The organism is Pseudomonas fluorescens, assembly GCF_018614655.1.
Lineage (GTDB): Bacteria > Pseudomonadota > Gammaproteobacteria > Pseudomonadales > Pseudomonadaceae > Aquipseudomonas > Aquipseudomonas fluorescens_BX.
In genome coordinates this window covers 48,690-68,007 of record NZ_JAGGOG010000016.1, presented here as the reverse complement: position 1 = coordinate 68,007, position 19,318 = coordinate 48,690, and the positions used below count along the sequence as shown (strand labels likewise).

Below are 19,318 nucleotides of genomic sequence, written 5' to 3'. Positions count from 1 at the left end.
CTCTACGAAATATTCACTAACGTTTTACACCCACAAACAAAATATAACCATTTACACCTGAAAACGGAAAGTTTTCAAAACTCACGGAAACTTTAAGATTATTCCGACCTATAACAAGATAATTACAAGCTGTCAGCGCTTGAGTATTGTCTTACTTTATTAACTTTAATTTTCCACACATACCAAGCATCCACTTCACACTTTCCACCACAATGACAAATCAGATAAATTCCGTTCTACTTACCAAAATTTGGAAAGTACACCCACGTTCAGTAAAGTGCCGCGACGCACAATAGGAGCAACAGCAACATGTCGGCTTCCTATCAGAAAGAGTTTGAAACGGATGATCCACTCACTGAATGCCCGACTATTGAAACAACCATCAACAATACTGCGACACTGAATATCGATATCCTTTTGTTGGGGGAAACAGGTACCGGCAAAGATACCTTGGCCCAGCGAATTCATCGTTTGTCCTGTCGGCGCGGAAACTTCGTTGCCGTCAACTGTGCTGCTATTCCGGAAACCCTCGCGGAAAGCCAGCTGTTCGGCGTGAACAGCGGTGCCTATACCGGTGCGATGCAATCCCGGGCAGGGTTTGTTGAAGCGGCGCACTTGGGGACGTTGTACCTTGACGAAATAGACAGCATGCCGCTTACCCTGCAAGCCAAGCTGCTGCGGGTGCTGGAGTCCAGAGGCGTTGAACGCCTGGGCTCAACCCGGTTTATCCCGGTGGACATGCGGGTTATCGCATCTGCCCAGCAATCTCTGCATGAAATGGTCGAGCAAGGTGCCTTCAGGCGCGATCTGTACTTTCGCCTGAACGTAGTCAGCATCAAGCTTCCTCCCCTGCGCGAACGTCGGGAGCGGATTATTCCGTTGTTCCTGAATATGGTCGACCAAGAAGCCGAGCACTTTAAGCGCCCGGCTCCCCTGGCATCCAGCTCGCTGCTGCAACAGTTGCTGTGCCATCCCTGGCAAGGCAACGTCCGTGAACTACGTTCGACAGCCAAGCGTTTTGTGTTGGACCTTCCGCTGCTTTCAGAATCGATAATGGACCATCAAGATATCGAAATCGGCCTCAAGGAGCGGCTACAGCAAATCGAGAAATCACTGATTGAAGAGTCGTTGCGCCGGCACCGGCGCAATGTGGATGTGGTGGCAGTTAAATTGGGGGTTGCCAAGCGCACGCTGTACTACAGGATGAAACAACTGGAAATATCACTGAGCGGTACCGATTGAACGCAGGACCGGGAGATCTCCAATACCAAGCACCGGGTTAGCGTACGCGAACAAGAAGCTCTTTCCAAAAAACGTTGAAGCATTATTAAGGTTTCTGGAACCGAACTCTTCATTTAACCACTCAAGGAAGGGCCACCTACATGATCATCAACGCTGTCGATCAAGCCTCAATGCAACGGTGATGCTATGTGTATTATTTAAACACCGGATAGGCAGCGATCGATCTATGTTTCTGGCTATACGTCGGCGTTTAAAAGCGCACACAACATGTAAATCAAGAAACCCAAAGGTGATGTTATGAGTTCTATTGGTTCTTCCAGCCCCTCTCGTTCTAGCGGTAGCGGTATTGGTGGCGGCGAAAACGCCGATCTTGACGCTGCGAAAAAAGCTGAAATGCGTCGACTAAAGAAAGAGGAGATTAAAAACGAAATAATGACAAAAGAACTAGAAAATATTAGCAAACTTAGATTTTAAACTATAGCTTCCTCTATTAAACATAGAGGAAGCTGCTTACCTTTCCCGCTATACAGAACATTCACAAACCAACAAGAACGTTCATAACGTCTTGCCGGAGGCCTACATGCGTGTGCTCACTGATAGTTTCACAGACCGCCTGGTTCCACGAGCCGTTGAATCGCAGGGCGTTACTCCCGCTGCTTCCGACATGAATTTTTTTCAAGCCAGACTGGATGATACCGCTCCTTCCCCATGGAGCCAAAATGCCACAGTCGGTACGAATGCGTTATCCGAACAATCAGCTCACTTAACAAAGCTATCAAAACGTGCGACCAAAGGTTTGCGCGACCTGAGCATTAACAAAAAATCACAAGACATGCACGAAATTGCCAAGTCACTTTCAGACGCTCATCGAGAGTTGTCCATGTCAGTCAAGGTGATCAGCAAAACCGTGCAATGTTGCGAGAAAATAACCAACCTACAGTAGGTAAATCATGCTCCGCTGTATCACCACCCCGTTGGTTTTATCATTGGCATTGCTGCTCGGAGGCTGCGGTGAAAAAGTAGAACTCCATAGCCGACTGTCGGAACAAGAGGCTAATGAGGTTGTTGCAGAGCTTGCGGATAAACAAATCCGGGCCCAAAAAGTGCCGACCAAAGACGGCGTTATTGTGCGTGTTACCGCGACGGACATCAGCAGGGCGGTCCGAACGCTCGAAGCTGCCGGCCTGCCCAAATTAGCCCGGTCAACACTGGGTGATATATTTCGCAAAGAAGGCGTTATCTCCACACCACTGGAGGAACGTGCCCGTTACATCTATGCACTGTCTCAGGAGTTAGAGGCGACCTTGTCGAACATCGACGGGGTCATCGTCGCCCGAGTCCATGTCGTGCTCCCCGAACGGGTTGCACCGGGTGAACCCGTACAACCAGCATCAGCCTCGGTATTCATCAAACATGATCCACGACTTGAGCCTGATAATATTCGGCCCCGAGTGCGCAGGATGGTGGCCAGTAGTATCCCCGGCATGGCAGCCGCGGTAGAAAACACTCAAAAGCTAACCGTAGTCTTTGTGCCTGCTGCGGCCTATCTGGAGCGACAGCGCCTGACCTATTTTGGTCCGTTCCTGGTTCAAGATAGCGATCTCGGTTTCTGGCGTATAAGTCTTACGCTATTCCTCATGCTATTGGCACTCGCAGGGGTTGGCGCGGTTCTCTGGCGCAAACGGGGGATACATCTGCAACAAAACTCATCTGCCGTATCGGCTCACGCACCACTAAATCCTTCCGCTCATGAGTAATCACCTGGAGTGGGTTCGATGGTGGGCCTGCCCGTGGGCGATGTCTGAGTGTGACTGGGAGGTCCTCGGCCCGTACGTCACATCGACCGATCTATGTCGCAGCCAGCATGAGCGCGTGAGCACCGCCTTAGCTATAAAGCCCTGCCTGCCACCTTCACCCTCCCCAGCCTTGCTGCATCTGGTACAGGCCTCCCCACGACAACGTGACCGCATGCTGACGCTGATCGGCAGTGTCTGCCAGGCTGTACGCGACAATTCACTGGAAGAGGATGAATACCTCTGGTGTCAGCGCCTTGCCAAAGCGCTCCCACCGGATTCATTGATGCTGAACATAGACGATCCGCTGCAGTACTTGCGCGCCTGGGTTGAGCCTGCCGTATGGCAACGCCTACGGATTGGCTTTGCGAATCAGCGAGTACTCGGCCTGGAGAAATACTCCAACCTGCCCGACAGTCATGGTCGGTTGAACACCCTGTGGCAAGCCGTCATCTGGCGAGCGACCGCCATGACGAACGATGGCGCTTGGCCCTAACCAAGAGAAAACAATCTGCATGTTATGCCGACACAAAATTGAGCTGACTAAAGGCCAAGACCTGCCACAAACCCTGATCGCCCGAGAGACGCTGATTGACTGTGCTCAAGCGGGCACATTACTGACTAACGCCAAAGCCGAGGCGATTGAACTACTGCGCCAAGCCGAGGAGCAGTGCGCCACACTACACACAAATGCCAGCCGTGAGTTCTGGAAGCGCGCCAACGCTCAACTGCAACGCTGGGAGATTGAGCGCCAGACAATCTGCGACAACATTGAACCCATTGCCGCCTCCATCACAAGCCTGGCCATTCGTAGTCTGCTCGAGGAAACAGCCTCGCCCCAACGCCTAAGTGCCCTGCTCAAACAATTACTGGCCACCCAAGTCCCGCGAATCGAAGCCACACTCATCTGCAATCCACTGGACCGTAAAAACGTAGACCAGTGGCTGAACAAACACACCGGGCTCCCCTGGACCCTGCGCTCCGAGGAGAATATCGCACCTCAAATGCTCGTTCTGGAAACGGCCGAAGGTGGATTTCGTATCGACTGGGTCTCGATGGTGGAAACCTTATTGAATGCCGAGGAGGCAGGTTCAACGAAATAACGGGGATAGGCTGCGGTTCAGCGAGGGTTGATTTTTAACGAAATACTCATGGAACTGGAATCACAAGTCGTGCCACACAGAACGTAACATCCTCTGGAGCAAAACCAATGAGCTTTGATCATCGCCTGCAAGCAAACCTCTATAGGCAACTGGAAAATTCGCAAAAACGCTTTGAAAAGATAGAACGAGACGGATTGGACGATGACGAAGCCATGGCAGCAATGAACGACGAAAAAATCTTCCTCGCCGCCACTTTATCGGCCAGTTCAACCTACACCAATTACATGAGTGAAACAGCCAAAACCGTTATCGAAGGCATACAGTGAGTGGACGAGTTATTAGGTCGTTGGTTGAGTAGCAACGAACCGCAGATCACGTTGTTTGAAGATGATGACGAAATCAAGGTGCGGCGCGACCAACAAATTTTGTTGATCAGCGCTCAACTAACTCACCATCGCGTAAGCGCCAAGACCAGCAACAGACCCAGGCAAGCGTGCAGCAGATAGCGGAACAAGATGATCAACGCGAGGATATAGCTCTGCAGATCACTGGTGGCCAGGTTGATCAAGGCTCCCAGTGACGGGCCGATCACGACATACAAAATCACGCCAAGGAGCAACGCCTTGGCCAACCCCATCAACAGGTTCATCACCGACTTGGCAGAGAACATCTGCTTGACCTGATTGAGGGGATTGAGGCGGTTAAAGTCCAGCTTCAGGCTTTCCGGCGCAAACAGAAATCCGAACTGCATCCAGCCGCTGATCAGCTTCACGGTAATCGCCAACCCGGCCATCAGCAGCGCGAACGAGAAAAACACCATCAGGCTCTCCATGAGCACTTCTTCCAATGCCCGCACAAAGGGCTGCCCCATGCGTGACATGGGCATCACCATCAATTGCTGAAAGCGCTGCATGCTGGTTTCGGCGGTGAACAAGGCGATTTCGCTCAGGGTGGTCAGTACGAGCAATTTGCCGATGTCCTGACTTTGGGCGACCTGGCCCTTCTTGCGCTGATCCTTGAGCTTCTTGGGCGTGGCGGCGTGTTTTTTCTCCCCCGAATCACTCATGGTGTCGAAACCCTGAACATCAGTGCGAGGGAATGCTTGAGGTCCCCCAAAAACGCCAGGCGCGTGACGATCAAGTCCTGCAACAGCGGAAAGTAAAGCAGCAGAATCCCCAGCCCCACCAGGCTCTTTACCGGCGTCGCCAGGGTAGAGACTTGCAGTTGCGGACTGTACAGTCCCAGCACGGCGAAGCCGAACTCCAGAAACAACAGCACCGCAATAAAGGGCGCAGCGTAGAGCATCATGTGGGTAAAGGTATCGCCGAGTATACCGAGGAAAACACTGAAGCCATTGACTGCCGGTAGCGGCAGCCAGGCGGTGGCCGGCCAGATCAGGTAGCTGTCCCAGATCACCTGGGTCAGGACGCTCAGACCCAGGACGGCGATCAGCAGGTAAATCACCAACTGTTTGAACAGATGCCCGATGGGAGTAGCGTCCGGCCCCAGCGAAGGGTTGAGCTGGCCACCCGCCAGGGCGCCGCGCTGGTTATCCAGCAGCGCACCCACTGACTCGAACATCCAGAACGGCATGGCTAACAAGATGCCCAGCAAAAAACCCAAGGCAGCCTCCTTGATCAGTAGCCCGCTGATCATCAGCGCGGAATAATCCTGGCCCGCCAGTACGGCATGAATGCCGGGAGCAGGAATCAAGGCCATGACCATCACGATGATATGTCGGGGCATGCCGCGTATATGCTGGAAACTGAACGCGGGCACCAAAAAGGCACAAGGATAAATGCGCGCCATGGCAACCAGCAGGCTTGGCAGAAATTCAAGATACAGCAGCACGCGCATTCCCTCAGTTCAGTGCCGAACGGGCGATCATGTCGAACATCAGGTTGATCAGTTGAATCAACTCCAGGCCGATCCAGCGGCCCGTTAATACCAGCGTGATGCCCACCGCAACCAGCTTGATGCCAAAGGGCAACGTCTGGTCCTGTATCTGCATCAGGGCCTGCACCAGCGAAGTCAGCACGCCGACGATCACCGCCACGATCAGCGGCGGCGCCGACAGCACCACCACCAGCAGCATGCCCTGCTTGAACAGCACGATCGGTTCCATAGGTCACTCAGAGATAAGAAAGGAACAGGCTGTCGAGCAACCGCGACCATCCAGAGACCATGACGAACAGCAGCAGTTTGAGCGGCAGGGAAATGGTCATGGGCGAGACCATTTGCATGCCGAGGGCCAACAGCAGGTTGGAGACAATCAGGTCGATGACGATGAACGGGATGTAGATCAGGAACCTTCGAGGTGCGCCATGTTTAATCTTGACGAAGCATTGCGCAATCACCTGGCTCAACGCCCAAAAGAGCCCAAAGCGCGTTTTGTCGCCGCGAGTGTCGCCACTTTGTCGCCACGCTCAAAGGCAGACAACGCAAGGGTTGTCGCCGCTGTCGCCGATGTCGCCACCCTCCGTAAAGTTGGCACCACGACGACGGCCATTATCCAATGGTTGAAAGAGGAGGGCGCGCATCTATACGTCGCCGACAACACGCTGTGTTTTCGCCCGACTGATTGGGCCCAGTTCGCTATTGTGAATGCACACTGGCGAGCCCTTTTCTATGAGCTTGCGGCAGTCGATCAGGAGCAGAAAAATGGCTCGGGTCGGTAAGCGGGCTGGGCGTAATTTCGGCTTCGGTCGCGAGCTCAGCTATGCCGGACCGCAAGCCCTGAGAGATCTGTTTGGTGACGGCCATTTTGCGACCGTCAAAGCCCATAGCGTTCGCTGGCAGGCATTCGTGCGGTGGTGCCGATCCGATGAAGGTCCGAGGCTCAATGACGCGCGACAGATCAACCGTGACATCCTCATGCGGTACGCCACTTCTGTGAGGGAGCAGGTGGATCCGGGTAGCATCGGCATTGCCACCGCGCAGAACCGACTGTCCAGCGTGAACCGAACCATGGCCGCGCTGCGCGGTGATCAGTACGTCAAAATTCCCAGTCCGAGCAAGGCTTTGGGCCTGCAGCGCTCAGGGGTACGTATTGAGGCACCGCAAGGTCAAGACCGTGTGCAGGTCGAGCAGATCGCACAGGCGCTGTCAGAGCATGGCCAGCCAAGAGTCAGGGCAATTGTGCGCCTGGCTCGTGAGACCGGCATGCGTCTGCGTGAAGCGATCCTGGCGGATCTGCCCCGACTGCAACGTGAGGCCCGGCAGTTGGGCAAGATCAACATCCAGGACGGCACCAAAGGCGGTCGGTCAGGCGCATCGGCACCACGTTGGATCACAGTCACGGATCAAGTTCGCGATGCCCTCGACAGTGCGAGCGAGGCCTTACCCAAGGGAAGTCGGAACCTGTTAGCACCTGATGAAAGCTACAAGGACTTCATGCAGGCAGTGGTGCGACCTACGCGGGACATTCTGCATGAGCAGGGATTGAAAGGTTTTCATGAACTGCGGGCGGCTTACGCGTGTGAACGCTACGAGCAACTGACTGGCTTCCCTGCACCCGTTAATGGCGGTCGTGCTTACCGAGAAGATCGTGCACTCGATCAAAGTGCACGCCAGCAGGTTAGCCACGAGTTGGGGCACAACCGTATTGACGTGGTGAGTGCTTACATCGGAGGCCGACGATGAAGTCTGAGTTCGACATGGCGTTGTTTCTGCGCCCCGTGCTCAAAGGTGCACATGTCACGCGGCAGCGGCACATCAGACAGGCAGAAAGGATGCAAGAGGCGATTCGAGAGCGCTGGGGTTGCGCGACTCCATACTCCTGGAAAGAAAAGCATGTGAGATGGTTTCTGCAGCACCACCTGCGCTGTTCTGCTCCCGCGACGATTTACTATTATGAGTTAACAGCAGATTTGATTAATGCTCGGCATTTACGCCGTAAAGCTGACACTGCGGGTTAGGAGGTCGTCGTCTTAAGGGCGATTTTGACGTTTCCCGTTTCCAGTGCTTCAAGATAATCAGCGTACCACTGCATCATCTTCATACGTTGTTCCAGATATTGGGCCTTGTTATAGATTCCTCGAACGCCTGCAGCTTTGTGGCTGAGTTGGGCTTCAATGTGGTCTGCTTGAAAGCCGTGTTCGTTGAGTATGGTGCTGGCGATATGACGAAAGCCATGCCCTGTCTGCCTCCCCTCATACCCTAGGCGCCTCAGTGCCATCAAAAAAACGGTATCGCTGCGAGGCTTGGTTCGATCGCTTCGACCGGGAAACAGTAATGGGTACCCCCCCGTGATATGTCGTAGCTCATTAAGGGCGCGGAGTGACTGCTTGCAGAGTGGTACAAGGTGTTCACGCCCTTTTTTACGGCCTTTGCGTTCGACGGGGATGGTCCAAAGCTTCTTGTCAAAGTCGAACTCAGCCCAGTATGCCTCTCGAAGCTCGCTGGGACGAACAGCCATGAGAGTGAGCAACTGCAGGCCAAGCTGAACGTCTTTGGCGTGAGGGTATGATCGTATTGCTCTGAGCAGTGCGGGAAGTTCTTCTTGCGAGACATGGGCGTAGTTCACGGCCTTTCCCGATGACAGAAACTTATGAACCCCCTCCAAGGGGTTGTTCATCGCTCTGCCGGTTACGCGAGCCAGGTCATAGATGTCCTTGCAGTACGCCCTTACGCGGCTCATCTGCTCAAGGATTCCCTGACGTTCGAGCCCTCTCAGAAGCTCCATCCATTCCATTGACATGATGGAGATATATGGTCGCTTTCCAACGGAGGGGAATACGTGACGTTCCAAGGCCCCAAGTACCCTCTTCGCTGTGCCGACATCCCAACCAGCTAGGCGAGAGGTATGCCATTCGCGAGCCAGGGACTCAAAGGTTTTGTTTGTTGCTTCGATCTCCGCAGCTTTTCTCGCTTTTTTGGCAACTATCGGATTTTTGCCTTCTGCCGCATCCGCCCTTAATTCGGCAGCCTTCTGCCGTGCACGGGCACCGCTGACTTGTGGGTAGCCCCCAAGCCCGAGCCACGACCAATTGCCGTCGGGTTTCTTGTACCGTAACTCCCACGATTTTTGCCCGTTAGGCTTAACCCTGAAATAGAGTCCAGAGCTGTCTAGCTCACGGTATGCTCCTGATTCGGGAGCTAGGTTGGCCAGCGTTGTATCAGAGAGAGGTCGGCGTTTGATGTCGGAGCGCTTCATATGTGTATGCCTCCAGTTCAATTATTATTGAAGCATACACGGGGGCATACAAGATGTGTAGGACACCAGTAGAAAGGGGTGGACGTCCAGAAACAAGAAAGCCCGCACTAGGCGGGCTTCTTGAGGTGATTTATAGACATCCTTGGATCTCTATAAATCGGTACTTGGTGGCTACACAGGGACTTGAACCCCGGACCCCAGCATTATGAATGCTATGCTCTAACCAACTGAGCTATGTAGCCAAGTGGCGCGCATTATTCGCGTAGAACGGGAATGCGTCAAGCGATTTTTTGAAAATTTATCTACGCTATCAACTGTTTAACGGGAAACACCCGGTTGGCGACGAGTGGCTTGGGGATTTGCGCAGGTCTCAAGGCCACATTTGATCTGCTGTGTTTTACAGCCTGCGTACTAGGTTTTACGCGGATGCAGGCACTCTATCGAGCGGTCGACCATGGCCTTGGCGATTTCCAGCAGGTGCCACACGGCGAGCACTTTGGCGCGTTCGGGGCTTTGCAGGTGTTCGCCGCAGTCGAGCGCGGTGGCCGAGGCGCTGTGCAGCAGGTCGGCGGTGTAGAGCAAAGAGTCTTCGAAGCTGATGTCTTCACTGATGGCGTAGAAGTGGTTCGAAGGTCGCGGTGGGTCGGTCGGCAAATAATGGTCGAGCGCACGGTGGAAGGCGGCACGGTCTTTGGTTTTATCACGGGGTGGATCGGGGACGATCTTAAACATGGCATAGCTCCTGATTAATTTGGAGCCGGCCCGTTCGCGACTAAACGAAGGGTGGCGGCTGTACGCAGGTTAGTCGACCGGCTAATCAGGAAAACCCGGCGCACCCGAAGGTGCCCTGCGCACAGCCACCATGAAACCTCATGAGAACATGCGCCTGATATAAGTCCGGGCGACTAAACCCGATCACTGAAAACCAGCGACGGACCGAAGACTAGTCACCGACTCCCCCAGGCACAAGGCCGAAAGATTCTCTAGGAAACGTCCCGCAAATTAAAGGGATTCATCTTGCTGGCCCTTTACAAATCATGACCACAGCATCGACTCACTCACTCGTTAGCCTCCTAAGGGTCTGGCCTTCTTACCCCCAAAAGTGGCACATTGTCGCACCTGCACCTGTGCATCCATCTGTTGTACGGAAATCCTCTCCATGGCTCTTAGCAATTCCCAGCCCCCTGTGGCTACGGCGCCTGCTGCCGGGCAAACCAGCCCGTTGGTCATGCGTGTCATCGGCGCGGTAGCGCTGGCGCATTTGATCAATGACCTGATCCAGTCGGTACTGCCGTCGATCTACCCGATGCTCAAGGCCAACTACGGCCTGACATTCACTCAGGTCGGGCTGATTACCCTGACATTCCAACTCACCGCGTCCCTGCTGCAGCCGTGGGTGGGTTATTACACCGACCGCCATCCCAAACCGTACCTTTTGCCGTGTGGGATGATCTGTACGCTGGTGGGTATTTTGATGATGTCCCAGGTAGGCAGTTTCCCGTTGATTCTTTTAGCGGCGGCGCTGATTGGAGTGGGTTCCTCGACCTTTCACCCAGAAGCGTCACGCGTGGCACGCCTGGCATCAGGTGGGCGCTATGGCCTGGCACAGTCGACGTTCCAGGTCGGCGGTAACGCCGGCTCGGCCTTTGGCCCGCTGTTGGCGGCGGCGATCATCATTCCTTTCGGCCAGGGCAATGTGGCCTGGTTCGGTCTGTTTGCAGTGTTTGCCTTGTTTGTTCTGTACGCGATCAGCCGTTGGTATGCCCACCACTTGAACCTGTTCAAGCTCAAGCAAGGGCAGGCCGCCACCCACGGTCTGTCCAAGGGCCGGGTGCTGAGTGCGTTGGTGGTGCTGGGGCTGCTGGTGTTTTCCAAGTACTTCTACATGGCCAGTTTCACCAGTTACTTCACCTTCTACCTGATCGAGAAGTTCGACTTGTCGGTGGCCAGTTCTCAGTTGCACCTGTTCTTGTTTCTCGGTGCAGTGGCGGCAGGAACATTCTTCGGTGGGCCAATTGGCGACAAGATCGGCCGTAAGGCGGTGATCTGGTTTTCGATCCTCGGCGTTGCGCCCTTCACCTTGCTGTTGCCCCATGTCGACCTGTTCTGGACCAGCGTGCTCAGCGTGGTGATCGGCTTTATCCTGGCCTCGGCGTTCTCGGCCATTGTGGTGTACGCGCAAGAGTTGGTACCGGGCAATGTGGGGATGATCGCCGGGGTATTCTTCGGTCTGATGTTCGGTTTTGGCGGGATTGGTGCGGCACTGCTGGGGCACCTGGCAGACATTCACGGCATCGAGTACGTGTACACGCTGTGCTCGTTCCTGCCGCTGTTCGGTGTGTTGGCCATCTTGTTGCCGCGCTCGAAAAAGGCCTGATCTCAAACTGATCAGGTCGGGCAGATATCCTTGCTGCCCAACGTGTGCGATCAAAGGTTAAATCGTGTGCTCCTGCGATAGGCTTCGGCGTGGTGCCGGGGCCCCGATTTACGGATGCAGCGGGTGGTGAGTGGCCCGTTTGAGCTGTTCGCGGGCGCGGGATAGGCGCGAGCGGACAGTGCCAATGGGGATTTCCAGTACGTCGGCGGTGTCCTGGTAACTGCCATCGGTTTGCAGTGAGGCATACAGCGTTTTGCGCATTTCCACTGGCAGGTGCTTGATCGCTCTCAGGGTTCTTTCTAGCCTGCGGTTGACCTCGAACTCCCAATCCAGATTGTTGTTTTCCTCCTGGCCATGCCACAGCGCTTCATCGAATTCGCAATGCACAGGTTTGGCGTACAGACGCCGAAAGTGATTGCGGATCAAGTTCTGTGCGATGCCGCACATCCAGGTGCTGAGCGTTGCCTGCCCACTGAAACGATCCTTGTTGCGCCAGGCCTCCAGATACGTCAACTGCAGAAGATCGTCCGCATCTTCTGGGTTCAGTACACGTTTATGAATGAATCTACGAAGTTTCTTATGGTGGTCGTCCGACAGATCGAGGATGGATTGGGACGAGTCAGGGGGAAGGTGACCTAAAGCATCGATAGGGATATCCATGATTTTTTCCTCTGGGTAGACACTGTCGAAATGATTTCGACGGGAACCCTGTTAGCACTGCTTGTGCCAAGAAAAAAAATCACATATCTAATTGATATATATAAATAATTATTTTATTTGAGCGGTTTTTTTTGCAGTAACTTGCACAAGCCGTTGTCGGCTTGTACCGATTTTTTCAAAAGCGCCGGTATTGCCAATAAATATGGAACCGTACCGGGCTTGCCTGCCACACAAGGAAACGAAACTTCCTGTCCAGGCATTCCCATGAAAGTCGACTCTCATATTGATGTGCAAAAATCCCAGCGCTTGGATCAGCCTGTGCCTGCGAGAACAGACACTGAGCTAGCCTCCCGGACAACGATGGGGCCTGCCGTCGATGACCTGGCTGCGCTGTTCAGCCAGGAGGTCGATCTCAACAGCAAGGGCTTGAGTCGGCGTCAACTGGGTACGCGGGTGACGCCTCTGGAGCAGCTGTCACAACTCTATGAGCAGTTGGGGCATCCGGCTCAAACGACACTGGCGACCATGGTGCGTAATGTCAGGGTTCAGTTGTTGCTTAAGCCCAGCCTGGAAAAGTTGCTGGACCTCACCGGGAACGATCCCGCCCGGACCTATGTGGTGCTCAAAACAGTGGCCGCAGAGGCGCAAGTTTATGTGCGCACTGCTGAGGCGGTGCTGGCCCGCGATGCTCTGGCGAAGCTGGAGATCCGCTTCAAGCCACACATCCAGGCGGGCTTGAACATTGCGCTGGCGCTGCAGGCGGGCAGTGATGATCCGGAACTGCGTCAGGCCGTACGCAGTTTGTATTACGCCAGCGTGGTCTCCCGGCAATCGTTGTCTACCATGATGCACGCTTTGTTGGGGTTGTTCGGTGGTGAAGACTTTCATCAGGGGCTGAAGTTGATGCGCCGGGCCCTGGCTGACGATATTGCCGCGCATACCCCTTCGATGCCCAGCGCCCAGCTGCGTACCCTGCTGCTGGGTTTGCGAAGCTGTGGTCAGTTGGGCAGCGTATTGTCTGATTGCCACAAGCTGATTGAGCGTCTGGTTGCTTTGCATCCTGGTGTTGATCGTGACGCCGTGGCGCTGTTGCAACGTTTTCTGGGGTATGCGAGCACCGGTATTGCGTCTGCTGAGGTTCAGCGTCTGGGATGCGAGTTGGGCGGTGCCGACTCATCCGGCCAGTTGATTTCGCTCAATGCCATTTATCCGCTGCTCAGGAGCCTGCCCATGGCCTTGTGGCGCGACAGCAAGGGACAGCAGGAAGCGCTGCACAACGTCAAGCTGGTGATGGACGAATATACGCTCATCGAACGAGGCTCCCGGTCTATCGGCGCTTGGTTGAGCCGTGCGGTATGAGTGTGTTACGGGCAATCAATGCGGTTCTGCTGAAGGTTGCACAACGTGCCGAGGTAATGGGTGCGGTGGTGATCCTGGGTATCGTGTTTATCTTTATCGTGCCATTGCCGACCTGGCTGGTGGATATCCTGATTGCCCTCAATATCTGCATTTCGTGTTTGTTGATCGTACTGGCGTTATATCTACCGGGGCCATTGGCCTTTTCCTCGTTTCCGTCGATCCTGCTGCTGACCACCATGTTTCGCCTGGCGTTATCGATTGCCACCACGCGTTTGATCCTTCTGGAGCAGGATGCCGGTGACATTGTCGAGGCCTTCGGCAATTTTGTGGTGGGGGGCAATCTGGCGGTGGGGTTGGTGATTTTCATGATCCTGACCATCGTCAACTTTCTGGTGATTACCAAGGGCTCGGAGCGTGTTGCTGAAGTGGCGGCGCGTTTCAGCCTGGATGCAATGCCTGGCAAGCAAATGTCTATCGACAGTGATTTGCGGGCCGGTCTGATCGATGGCGAGCAGGCCCGCGATAAACGCGAGCAGTTGTCCCGAGAGAGTCAGCTGTTTGGTGCGATGGACGGCGCCATGAAGTTCGTCAAAGGCGACGCAGTGGCGGGATTGATTATCGTAGTGATCAATTTGCTGGGCGGCTTTTCCACCGGCATGTTTCAGCATGGCATGAGCGCCAGTGACTCCATGGCGCTGTATTCGGTACTGACCATTGGCGATGGCCTGATTGCGCAGATTCCTGCACTGCTGATTTCCTTGACCGCCGGCATGATCATCACCCGCGTGGCACTGTCAAAGTGAACTGGCCGACTGAAAGTGCAGCTACGTGCGCGACCTTTCTTCGAGACCTGTTGCGATGATCCGCATCGACTCCATCTGGCTCGCCACCGAGCCCATGGACATGCGCGCCGGCACCGAAACCGCGCTGGCGCGTGTGGTCGCCGTGTTCGGTGCGGCGCAGCCGCACTGTGCTTATTTGTTTGCCAACCGCCGGGCCAATCGCATGAAGGTGCTGGTGCATGACGGATTGGGTATCTGGCTGGCGGCTCGCCGCCTGCATCAAGGCAAGTTCTTTTGGCCGGGCTCTCGGCACGGCTCACAGATCGAGTTGGGTGCCGAACAGCTACATGCCCTAGTGCTGGGTTTGCCTTGGCAAAGAGTCGGCCCAAGCGGCGCGATTTCCATCGTTTAACGCCTGCCATGACCACCCCGGCCGCGCAATTGTCCGATCAGCCTATCGTCGGTTTTGGCACGCTCTGGCAGAATCGGCGGCATGACTTCGCTTCCCAATCTTGACCAACTAAACCCTGAACAACTGCGCGCTTTGGCGGCGCAGTTGATGCAGCGTGTCGAGAATCTCGATCAGAAAGTCGAGACGATGGGTAAGCAAATCCATCATCACAAAACGGTCAACGAGAAACTGGCCCACGAGATCGCGCAGCTCAAGCGCTTCAAATTTGCCAAGCGCAGCGAGCAACTGAGCCCGGATCAGACCAGCCTGCTTGATGACCTGATCGACACCGATATCGCAGCCATCGAAGCCGAACTTGAAGCGCTACAGCCCGCTCCCGTTTCGACCGACACTCGGCAAAAACCCAAGCGTACTGCCTTGCCGCCGCAGTTTCCGCGCACCCTGATCCACCACGAACCCGACAACAGTCACTGCCAGTGTGGCTGCGTCCTCAAGCGCATTGGCGAGGATGTCAGCGAGAAACTTGACTACACGCCGGGCGTGTTCACCGTCGAGCGCCATATCCGTGGCAAGTGGGTCTGCGATGATTGCGAAACCCTGATCCAGGCACCAGTTCCGGCGCAGGTCATTGACAAGGGCATTCCAACCGCAGGGCTTCTGGCCCACGTCATGATCGCGAAGTTCGCTGACCATTTACCGCTCTATCGCCAAGAGTCAATTTTTGGGCGAGCCGGTTTGGCCATCGCTCGTTCAACCCTGGCGCAATGGGTTGGCAATTGCGGTGTGCAGTTGCAGCCGCTGGTCGATGCCCTGCGTGATGCTGTTCTCGAACATGGCGTAATCCACGCTGATGAAACGCCGGTACAGATGCTGACACCGGGCGCAAAGAAAACCCATCGAGCGTATGTCTGGGCCTACGCCACCAGCCAGTTCTCGGACTTGGCGGCGGTCGTTTACGACTTCAGCCCCAGCCGCGCCGGAGAGCATGCACGTAACTTCCTGCAAGACTGGAAAGGCAAGTTGGTCTGCGACGATTTTGGCGGCTACAAGGCCAGCTTTGAACTCGGCGTTACTGAGATCGGCTGCATGGCTCATGCGCGGCGCAAGTTCTTCGAACTGCACGCCACCAACAAGAGCCAGCTCGCCGAACAGGCCTTGCGCTACATCCAGTTGCTTTACGAAATCGAGAGCGAAGTCCGCGATATTGAACCGGATTTACGCCGCCGAATACGGCAAGAAAAAGCCGTACCTGTGATGGATGCACTGCATGCCTGGATGATCGCCCAGCGCCTACTTGTGCACGATGGCTCGGCGATAAGTAAAGCTCTGGATTACAGCCTCAAACGCTGGGCAGCGCTGTCACGCTATCTCGATGACGGGGCGGTACCCATTGACAATAATTGGTGCGAGAACCAGATTCGACCATGGGCGTTGGGGCGCAAGAACTGGCTCTACGCAGGATCACTGCGCAGCGGCAAACGGGCAGCGGCGATCATGAGTTTGATCCAATCGGCGCGACTCAACGGGCATGATCCATATGCTTATTTGAAGGACGTCCTTACGAGGCTGCCGACGCAACGGGCGAGCGAAATTGCCGAGTTGCTGCCACATAGATGGGCGCCCGTCCAATGATACGGGATTGATGGATTACCCAAAAAACCTCTCCTAGGAAGGATCAAATGGTAGATAAAACGCACGAGTACGAAATCCAGGTAGCTTGGACTGGCAATGAGGGTACAGGGACGTCATCTTATCGCGGTTACAGCCGGGCACATGCGATCCGGGCAAACGGTAAGACGTCAATTGACGGCTCATCCGACCCCAGTTTCCGGGGAGACTCAACACGCTGGAATCCAGAGGAGTTACTTGTTGCATCTTTATCGGCGTGTCACAAGCTGTGGTACCTCGGTCTTTGTGCTGAAGCCGGGATTGTGGTGGTGGCTTACGAGGACAATGCACAAGGAACAATGGTCGAGGAGAGCAACGGCGCGGGCCAATTTACCTCGGTTGTTTTGAGACCAAAGGTAATCCTGGCTTCTGGGTCTGAAATCGAAAAAGCTCAGGCTCTGCACCAAATTGCACACGAAAAATGCTTCATTGCTCGTTCGGTTAACTTTCCCGTCAGACATGCACCCGAAATATCGGTAAGCCTGGATACTTAAGAATCTAGAAATGGTGTCCGCGTGGATGGGCACCATTTCTTGTTTCGCACAGCTAACCAGATGACATTGCCGAACGCTTACTCATCGCCGACTACACCGAGGCGTTGAGCAACGGCAATGTTGTCCTTGAATCGCAGCTGACTGAGAGCTGCTGCAGCGACGCCTATGGGGCCCAGTACCTGAAGAACATTCCAAAGCGAATCATCGAAGCCAACTTCGGGTGCGGTAACCCGACCAAGTATGTGCGCCAAGGTGATGTCGTCCTGGACTTGGGGTCAGGGGCCGGTCTGAATTGCTACGTTGCTGCCCAAATCGCCGGCAGTAACGGTGCTGTCTTTGGTATCGACATCAACCCAAGCATGTTGCAGATCGCTCGTGAAGAAGCGAAGGCCTTTCAGAAGGCAACGGATAGCGCACCTTTGCGCTTCTACAAAGCATCCGCGAGCAACCTGAAAGTCGACCAGGAGCTCGCCGAAGAGCGCCTGCGTTCGGAACCTTGTGCTGATTGGGCATCGTGGAAAAACTTCGAGCAGTTCATCAGCGAAAGCGCCCAGTCCAAGCCTCTTGTCGAGAGCCAGTCCGTCGATCTGGTGATCTCGAACTGCGTGATCAATCTGGTTGGTGAGACCGAAAAGCAGAATGTTTTCGCCGAAATTTATCGGGTGCTGAAACCAGGTGGCCGTTTTGCAATTTCTGACAACGTCTCAGATATCGCCATTCCTGACGAATTGAAACGAGACACCAAGCTGTGGTCTGCCTGCTACTCAGGCGTGCTTCAGGAGCAGGAGTTCTACAAGTAGCTTCAGGAAGTCGGTCTGACGGGAGTAAAGATTGAGGCCAGAAACGACGCCTCAACCAAGCGAATTGGCTCTGTCCGGTTCTACTCCGTCACTGTCACCGGTACCAAACCTGAGATTCAAAATGGGACACCTGCGAAAGTGATCTACCGAGGGCCTGGGCTTGAACTCACTGGAGATAGCGGCAGAGTTTACAAGCGCGGCGTGCCTGCATGGTTCATGCATGCATCAGCCACGGTTCTATACGGGGAGCGACGAGGAAAGACATGATTTACAAAGTGAGAGTTGCTACACCCACTGATGCCGCCGATATCCAGGCCATCTATGCTCCGATGGTTTTGGACACCGTCATCTCGTTTGAGCTGGCACCACCGACCATCGAAGAGATGGCGGAGCGAATAGCAGTAACAATGCAGACGTACCCCTATCTGGTAGCAGAGATGAGCGGCAAGGTCGTTGGATACGCTTATGCAAGCCAGCATCGAGCCAGGGAAGCTTATCGTTGGTCGGTAGATGTCACCGTCTATATCGATCCAGCCGTACACCGAATAGGGATTGGCCGTGCGCTTTATCAGCGGCTTTTGCCACTCCTTGAAAAACAGGGATTTCATGCGGCCTATGCAGGTATCGCCTTACCCAACGCCGGAAGTATAGGTATCCACGAATCACTCGGGTTCACCCATATTGGCACTTACCCTGAGGTCGGATTCAAGCATGGCCAATGGCACAGCGTGGGTTATTGGCGCAAACCACTGTGTGCTGTGACACCGCCAAAGGAGATCACCCCGTTCAGCGAAGTGCAATGCGAGTAGAAAAGCAGGATGCCGGCGGCTGTCGCCAACACCAAGGTCATTTAGTCTTTTAGACCAAGCCCCTGAACATAGGAAGGCTCCGCATTCCTATGTTCAGGGGCTCACATTAAAAACGATGAGCGGCTAATTATTCCATCCAAAACCACCCGCAAACCAGATTTTCCAGCCTATCTGGCTAGTAATGCCACTCCAAGACAACGGATGGCATATTTTTTGGTAGACCAGTCAGAAGTCTGGAAACGTCGTTTTGTCGAGATGGACGACATCATGCCAAGCTCAGATATTAGGGGGCATCCGTTGAGATGCCCGGCAGTATGTATGCCTATGTGTATGCCTAACTGATTTAACAGTTAAAAAGCATAATAAATACATCATCTTAGGCTTCTGGTTCAAATGACTGTGTACCACCAAGTACTAAAAACGGCTTACCGAAAGGTAGGCCGTTTTTTTATGCCTGGAGAAAAGCCCTGGCTTTTCTTAGGCCCATTAGCTTCAAGGCCAGCCCTTTCAAGGTTTTTGAAAAGTCAGTCGCATCAGGCCAGGGATGAAGATCTAACCCTTGTGGGCGTTGATCTTCACTGCCCTGAGCGGAATGTTTCAACCGTATTGGGCTGCGTTCTCAACGACCTTGAAAGGGCTGAGCTTAAAGGCGGGGGCTGTTCGT

General features: G+C 54.4%; 22 protein-coding genes, 1 tRNA gene and 3 pseudogenes. 18 read left to right on the top strand and 8 right to left on the bottom strand.

What is annotated here, in order from left to right:
* Window positions 1–309 precede the first annotated feature (309 nt).
* From J7E41_RS16260 to J7E41_RS16230, 7 genes are all read left to right on the top strand, one after another.
* Complete coding sequence (locus J7E41_RS16260; protein WP_214994330.1) at window positions 310–1,242, top strand: sigma 54-interacting transcriptional regulator; 933 nt, start codon at window positions 310–312, stop codon at window positions 1,240–1,242.
* 297 nt (window positions 1,243–1,539) lie between these two features.
* Window positions 1,540–1,716: a hypothetical protein gene (locus tag J7E41_RS16255; RefSeq protein ID WP_169352969.1), complete on the top strand. Its 177-nt coding sequence runs from the start codon at window positions 1,540–1,542 to the stop codon at window positions 1,714–1,716.
* A 106-nt stretch (window positions 1,717–1,822) separates the two neighbouring features.
* Window positions 1,823–2,185, top strand: coding sequence for a hypothetical protein (locus tag J7E41_RS16250; protein WP_214994328.1), 363 nt, complete (start codon window positions 1,823–1,825; stop codon window positions 2,183–2,185).
* Between the two features lie 7 nt (window positions 2,186–2,192).
* Window positions 2,193–2,999: a type III secretion system inner membrane ring lipoprotein SctJ gene (gene sctJ / locus J7E41_RS16245; protein ID WP_214994326.1), complete on the top strand. Its 807-nt coding sequence runs from the start codon at window positions 2,193–2,195 to the stop codon at window positions 2,997–2,999.
* 211 nt (window positions 3,000–3,210) lie between these two features.
* Complete coding sequence (locus J7E41_RS16240; RefSeq protein WP_214994325.1) at window positions 3,211–3,531, top strand: type III secretion protein; 321 nt, start codon at window positions 3,211–3,213, stop codon at window positions 3,529–3,531.
* On the top strand, window positions 3,515–4,138 hold the full coding sequence (gene sctL, locus J7E41_RS16235; RefSeq protein WP_353049407.1) for a type III secretion system stator protein SctL: 624 nt from the start codon (window positions 3,515–3,517) through the stop codon (window positions 4,136–4,138). Before J7E41_RS16240 ends, sctL begins: the two co-directional genes overlap by 17 nt.
* A 107-nt stretch (window positions 4,139–4,245) precedes the next feature.
* The gene (locus J7E41_RS16230; protein WP_214994324.1) at window positions 4,246–4,464 is read left to right on the top strand and encodes a hypothetical protein; all 219 of its coding nucleotides are present in this window, start codon (window positions 4,246–4,248) and stop codon (window positions 4,462–4,464) included.
* 134 nt (window positions 4,465–4,598) lie between these two features.
* On the opposite strand, the pseudogene J7E41_RS16225 reads toward J7E41_RS16230, so the two are convergent.
* From J7E41_RS16225 to J7E41_RS16210, 4 genes and pseudogenes are all read right to left on the bottom strand, one after another.
* Window positions 4,599–5,204: pseudogene (locus J7E41_RS16225) on the bottom strand (EscU/YscU/HrcU family type III secretion system export apparatus switch protein); the annotation flags it as partial.
* Window positions 5,201–5,989: a type III secretion system export apparatus subunit SctT gene (gene sctT, locus J7E41_RS16220; RefSeq protein WP_169357756.1), complete on the bottom strand. Its 789-nt coding sequence runs from the start codon at window positions 5,987–5,989 to the stop codon at window positions 5,201–5,203. The gene sctT and the pseudogene J7E41_RS16225, both read right to left, overlap by 4 nt.
* 10 nt (window positions 5,990–5,999) lie before the next feature.
* The gene (gene sctS / locus J7E41_RS16215; protein ID WP_010177045.1) at window positions 6,000–6,263 is read right to left on the bottom strand and encodes a type III secretion system export apparatus subunit SctS; all 264 of its coding nucleotides are present in this window, start codon (window positions 6,261–6,263) and stop codon (window positions 6,000–6,002) included.
* 7 nt (window positions 6,264–6,270) lie between these two features.
* Window positions 6,271–6,447: pseudogene (locus tag J7E41_RS16210) on the bottom strand (EscR/YscR/HrcR family type III secretion system export apparatus protein); the annotation flags it as partial.
* Window positions 6,448–6,462: 15 nt separating this feature from the next.
* Here J7E41_RS16210 and J7E41_RS16205 point away from each other — a divergent pair.
* Genes J7E41_RS16205 through J7E41_RS16195 form a run of 3 tightly spaced genes read left to right on the top strand, consistent with a single transcriptional unit; the run spans window position 6,463 to window position 8,055 of the window.
* Entirely contained in the window at window positions 6,463–6,816 is a 354-nt protein-coding gene (locus J7E41_RS16205) for a hypothetical protein (protein WP_214994323.1), read from the top strand.
* Window positions 6,800–7,780, top strand: a complete 981-nt coding sequence (locus tag J7E41_RS16200) for an integrase domain-containing protein (protein WP_214994322.1) — start codon at window positions 6,800–6,802, stop codon at window positions 7,778–7,780. Before J7E41_RS16205 ends, J7E41_RS16200 begins: the two co-directional genes overlap by 17 nt.
* Window positions 7,777–8,055 carry a hypothetical protein gene (locus J7E41_RS16195; protein ID WP_214994321.1) on the top strand — a complete coding sequence of 93 codons (279 nt, stop codon included), beginning with the start codon at window positions 7,777–7,779 and terminating at the stop codon, window positions 8,053–8,055. The genes J7E41_RS16200 and J7E41_RS16195 overlap by 4 nt, the downstream gene beginning before the upstream one ends.
* Here J7E41_RS16195 and J7E41_RS16190 read toward each other — a convergent pair.
* The 3 genes from J7E41_RS16190 to J7E41_RS16180 form a co-directional block, all read right to left on the bottom strand.
* Window positions 8,052–9,293, bottom strand: coding sequence for a tyrosine-type recombinase/integrase (locus J7E41_RS16190; protein WP_214994319.1), 1,242 nt, complete (start codon window positions 9,291–9,293; stop codon window positions 8,052–8,054). The genes J7E41_RS16195 and J7E41_RS16190 overlap by 4 nt on opposite strands.
* Window positions 9,294–9,458: 165 nt before the next feature.
* Window positions 9,459–9,535 (bottom strand) — tRNA-Met (locus J7E41_RS16185).
* Window positions 9,536–9,704: 169 nt separating this feature from the next.
* On the bottom strand, window positions 9,705–10,025 hold the full coding sequence (locus tag J7E41_RS16180) for a DUF6124 family protein (RefSeq protein ID WP_214994317.1): 321 nt from the start codon (window positions 10,023–10,025) through the stop codon (window positions 9,705–9,707).
* A gap of 427 nt (window positions 10,026–10,452) precedes the next feature.
* Here J7E41_RS16180 and J7E41_RS16175 point away from each other — a divergent pair, with 427 nt between their 5' ends.
* Window positions 10,453–11,670 carry an MFS transporter gene (locus J7E41_RS16175; protein WP_214994315.1) on the top strand — a complete coding sequence of 406 codons (1,218 nt, stop codon included), beginning with the start codon at window positions 10,453–10,455 and terminating at the stop codon, window positions 11,668–11,670.
* A gap of 108 nt (window positions 11,671–11,778) precedes the next feature.
* On the opposite strand, the gene J7E41_RS16170 is transcribed toward J7E41_RS16175, so the two are convergent.
* Window positions 11,779–12,330, bottom strand: coding sequence for an RNA polymerase sigma factor (locus tag J7E41_RS16170; protein ID WP_214994314.1), 552 nt, complete (start codon window positions 12,328–12,330; stop codon window positions 11,779–11,781).
* A gap of 264 nt (window positions 12,331–12,594) precedes the next feature.
* On the opposite strand from J7E41_RS16170, the gene sctW reads away from it, so the two are divergent.
* The 7 genes and pseudogenes from sctW to J7E41_RS16135 all read left to right on the top strand — a co-directional run bounded on the left by sctW (window position 12,595) and on the right by J7E41_RS16135 (window position 18,654).
* Window positions 12,595–13,689 (top strand): type III secretion system gatekeeper subunit SctW, encoded by a 1,095-nt coding sequence (sctW, locus tag J7E41_RS16165; protein ID WP_214994313.1) that lies wholly within the window; start codon window positions 12,595–12,597, stop codon window positions 13,687–13,689.
* Window positions 13,686–14,480: pseudogene (locus J7E41_RS16160) on the top strand (FHIPEP family type III secretion protein); the annotation flags it as partial. The gene sctW and the pseudogene J7E41_RS16160, both read left to right, overlap by 4 nt.
* Window positions 14,481–14,547: 67 nt before the next feature.
* Complete coding sequence (gene tnpB / locus J7E41_RS28120) at window positions 14,548–14,883, top strand: IS66 family insertion sequence element accessory protein TnpB (RefSeq protein ID WP_251029535.1); 336 nt, start codon at window positions 14,548–14,550, stop codon at window positions 14,881–14,883.
* 81 nt (window positions 14,884–14,964) lie between these two features.
* On the top strand, window positions 14,965–16,515 hold the full coding sequence (gene tnpC / locus J7E41_RS16150; protein ID WP_214994312.1) for an IS66 family transposase: 1,551 nt from the start codon (window positions 14,965–14,967) through the stop codon (window positions 16,513–16,515).
* Between the two features lie 47 nt (window positions 16,516–16,562).
* Window positions 16,563–17,045 carry an OsmC family protein gene (locus J7E41_RS16145; RefSeq protein WP_214994311.1) on the top strand — a complete coding sequence of 161 codons (483 nt, stop codon included), beginning with the start codon at window positions 16,563–16,565 and terminating at the stop codon, window positions 17,043–17,045.
* Window positions 17,046–17,149: 104 nt separating this feature from the next.
* A complete protein-coding gene (locus J7E41_RS16140; RefSeq protein ID WP_251029534.1) occupies window positions 17,150–17,845 on the top strand; it encodes a methyltransferase domain-containing protein in 696 nt (231 codons plus the stop codon).
* Between the two features lie 263 nt (window positions 17,846–18,108).
* Window positions 18,109–18,654 carry an arsinothricin resistance N-acetyltransferase ArsN1 family B gene (locus tag J7E41_RS16135; protein ID WP_214994310.1) on the top strand — a complete coding sequence of 182 codons (546 nt, stop codon included), beginning with the start codon at window positions 18,109–18,111 and terminating at the stop codon, window positions 18,652–18,654.
* The last annotated feature ends 664 nt before the right edge of the window (window positions 18,655–19,318 follow it).

What these genes read in the sequence shown, in the direction of transcription:
- sctS (WP_010177045.1), bottom strand. Translation starts at nt 6,263, where the DNA reads ATGGAACCGATCGTGCTGTTCAAGCAGGGCATGCTGCTGGTGGTGGTG.
- sctJ (WP_214994326.1), top strand. Translation starts at nt 2,193, where the DNA reads ATGCTCCGCTGTATCACCACCCCGTTGGTTTTATCATTGGCATTGCTG.
- sctL (WP_353049407.1), top strand. Translation starts at nt 3,515, where the DNA reads ATGGCGCTTGGCCCTAACCAAGAGAAAACAATCTGCATGTTATGCCGA.
- J7E41_RS16200 (WP_214994322.1), top strand. Translation starts at nt 6,800, where the DNA reads ATGGCTCGGGTCGGTAAGCGGGCTGGGCGTAATTTCGGCTTCGGTCGC.
- J7E41_RS16195 (WP_214994321.1), top strand. Translation starts at nt 7,777, where the DNA reads ATGAAGTCTGAGTTCGACATGGCGTTGTTTCTGCGCCCCGTGCTCAAA.
- tnpB (WP_251029535.1), top strand. Translation starts at nt 14,548, where the DNA reads ATGATCCGCATCGACTCCATCTGGCTCGCCACCGAGCCCATGGACATG.
- J7E41_RS16260 (WP_214994330.1), top strand. Translation starts at nt 310, where the DNA reads ATGTCGGCTTCCTATCAGAAAGAGTTTGAAACGGATGATCCACTCACT.
- J7E41_RS16170 (WP_214994314.1), bottom strand. Translation starts at nt 12,330, where the DNA reads ATGGATATCCCTATCGATGCTTTAGGTCACCTTCCCCCTGACTCGTCC.
- J7E41_RS16145 (WP_214994311.1), top strand. Translation starts at nt 16,563, where the DNA reads ATGGTAGATAAAACGCACGAGTACGAAATCCAGGTAGCTTGGACTGGC.
- J7E41_RS16190 (WP_214994319.1), bottom strand. Translation starts at nt 9,293, where the DNA reads ATGAAGCGCTCCGACATCAAACGCCGACCTCTCTCTGATACAACGCTG.
- J7E41_RS16230 (WP_214994324.1), top strand. Translation starts at nt 4,246, where the DNA reads ATGAGCTTTGATCATCGCCTGCAAGCAAACCTCTATAGGCAACTGGAA.
- J7E41_RS16205 (WP_214994323.1), top strand. Translation starts at nt 6,463, where the DNA reads ATGTTTAATCTTGACGAAGCATTGCGCAATCACCTGGCTCAACGCCCA.
- sctW (WP_214994313.1), top strand. Translation starts at nt 12,595, where the DNA reads ATGAAAGTCGACTCTCATATTGATGTGCAAAAATCCCAGCGCTTGGAT.
- J7E41_RS16240 (WP_214994325.1), top strand. Translation starts at nt 3,211, where the DNA reads ATGCTGACGCTGATCGGCAGTGTCTGCCAGGCTGTACGCGACAATTCA.
- J7E41_RS16175 (WP_214994315.1), top strand. Translation starts at nt 10,453, where the DNA reads ATGGCTCTTAGCAATTCCCAGCCCCCTGTGGCTACGGCGCCTGCTGCC.
- J7E41_RS16255 (WP_169352969.1), top strand. Translation starts at nt 1,540, where the DNA reads ATGAGTTCTATTGGTTCTTCCAGCCCCTCTCGTTCTAGCGGTAGCGGT.
- J7E41_RS16180 (WP_214994317.1), bottom strand. Translation starts at nt 10,025, where the DNA reads ATGTTTAAGATCGTCCCCGATCCACCCCGTGATAAAACCAAAGACCGT.
- J7E41_RS16250 (WP_214994328.1), top strand. Translation starts at nt 1,823, where the DNA reads ATGCGTGTGCTCACTGATAGTTTCACAGACCGCCTGGTTCCACGAGCC.
- tnpC (WP_214994312.1), top strand. Translation starts at nt 14,965, where the DNA reads ATGACTTCGCTTCCCAATCTTGACCAACTAAACCCTGAACAACTGCGC.
- J7E41_RS16135 (WP_214994310.1), top strand. Translation starts at nt 18,109, where the DNA reads ATGATTTACAAAGTGAGAGTTGCTACACCCACTGATGCCGCCGATATC.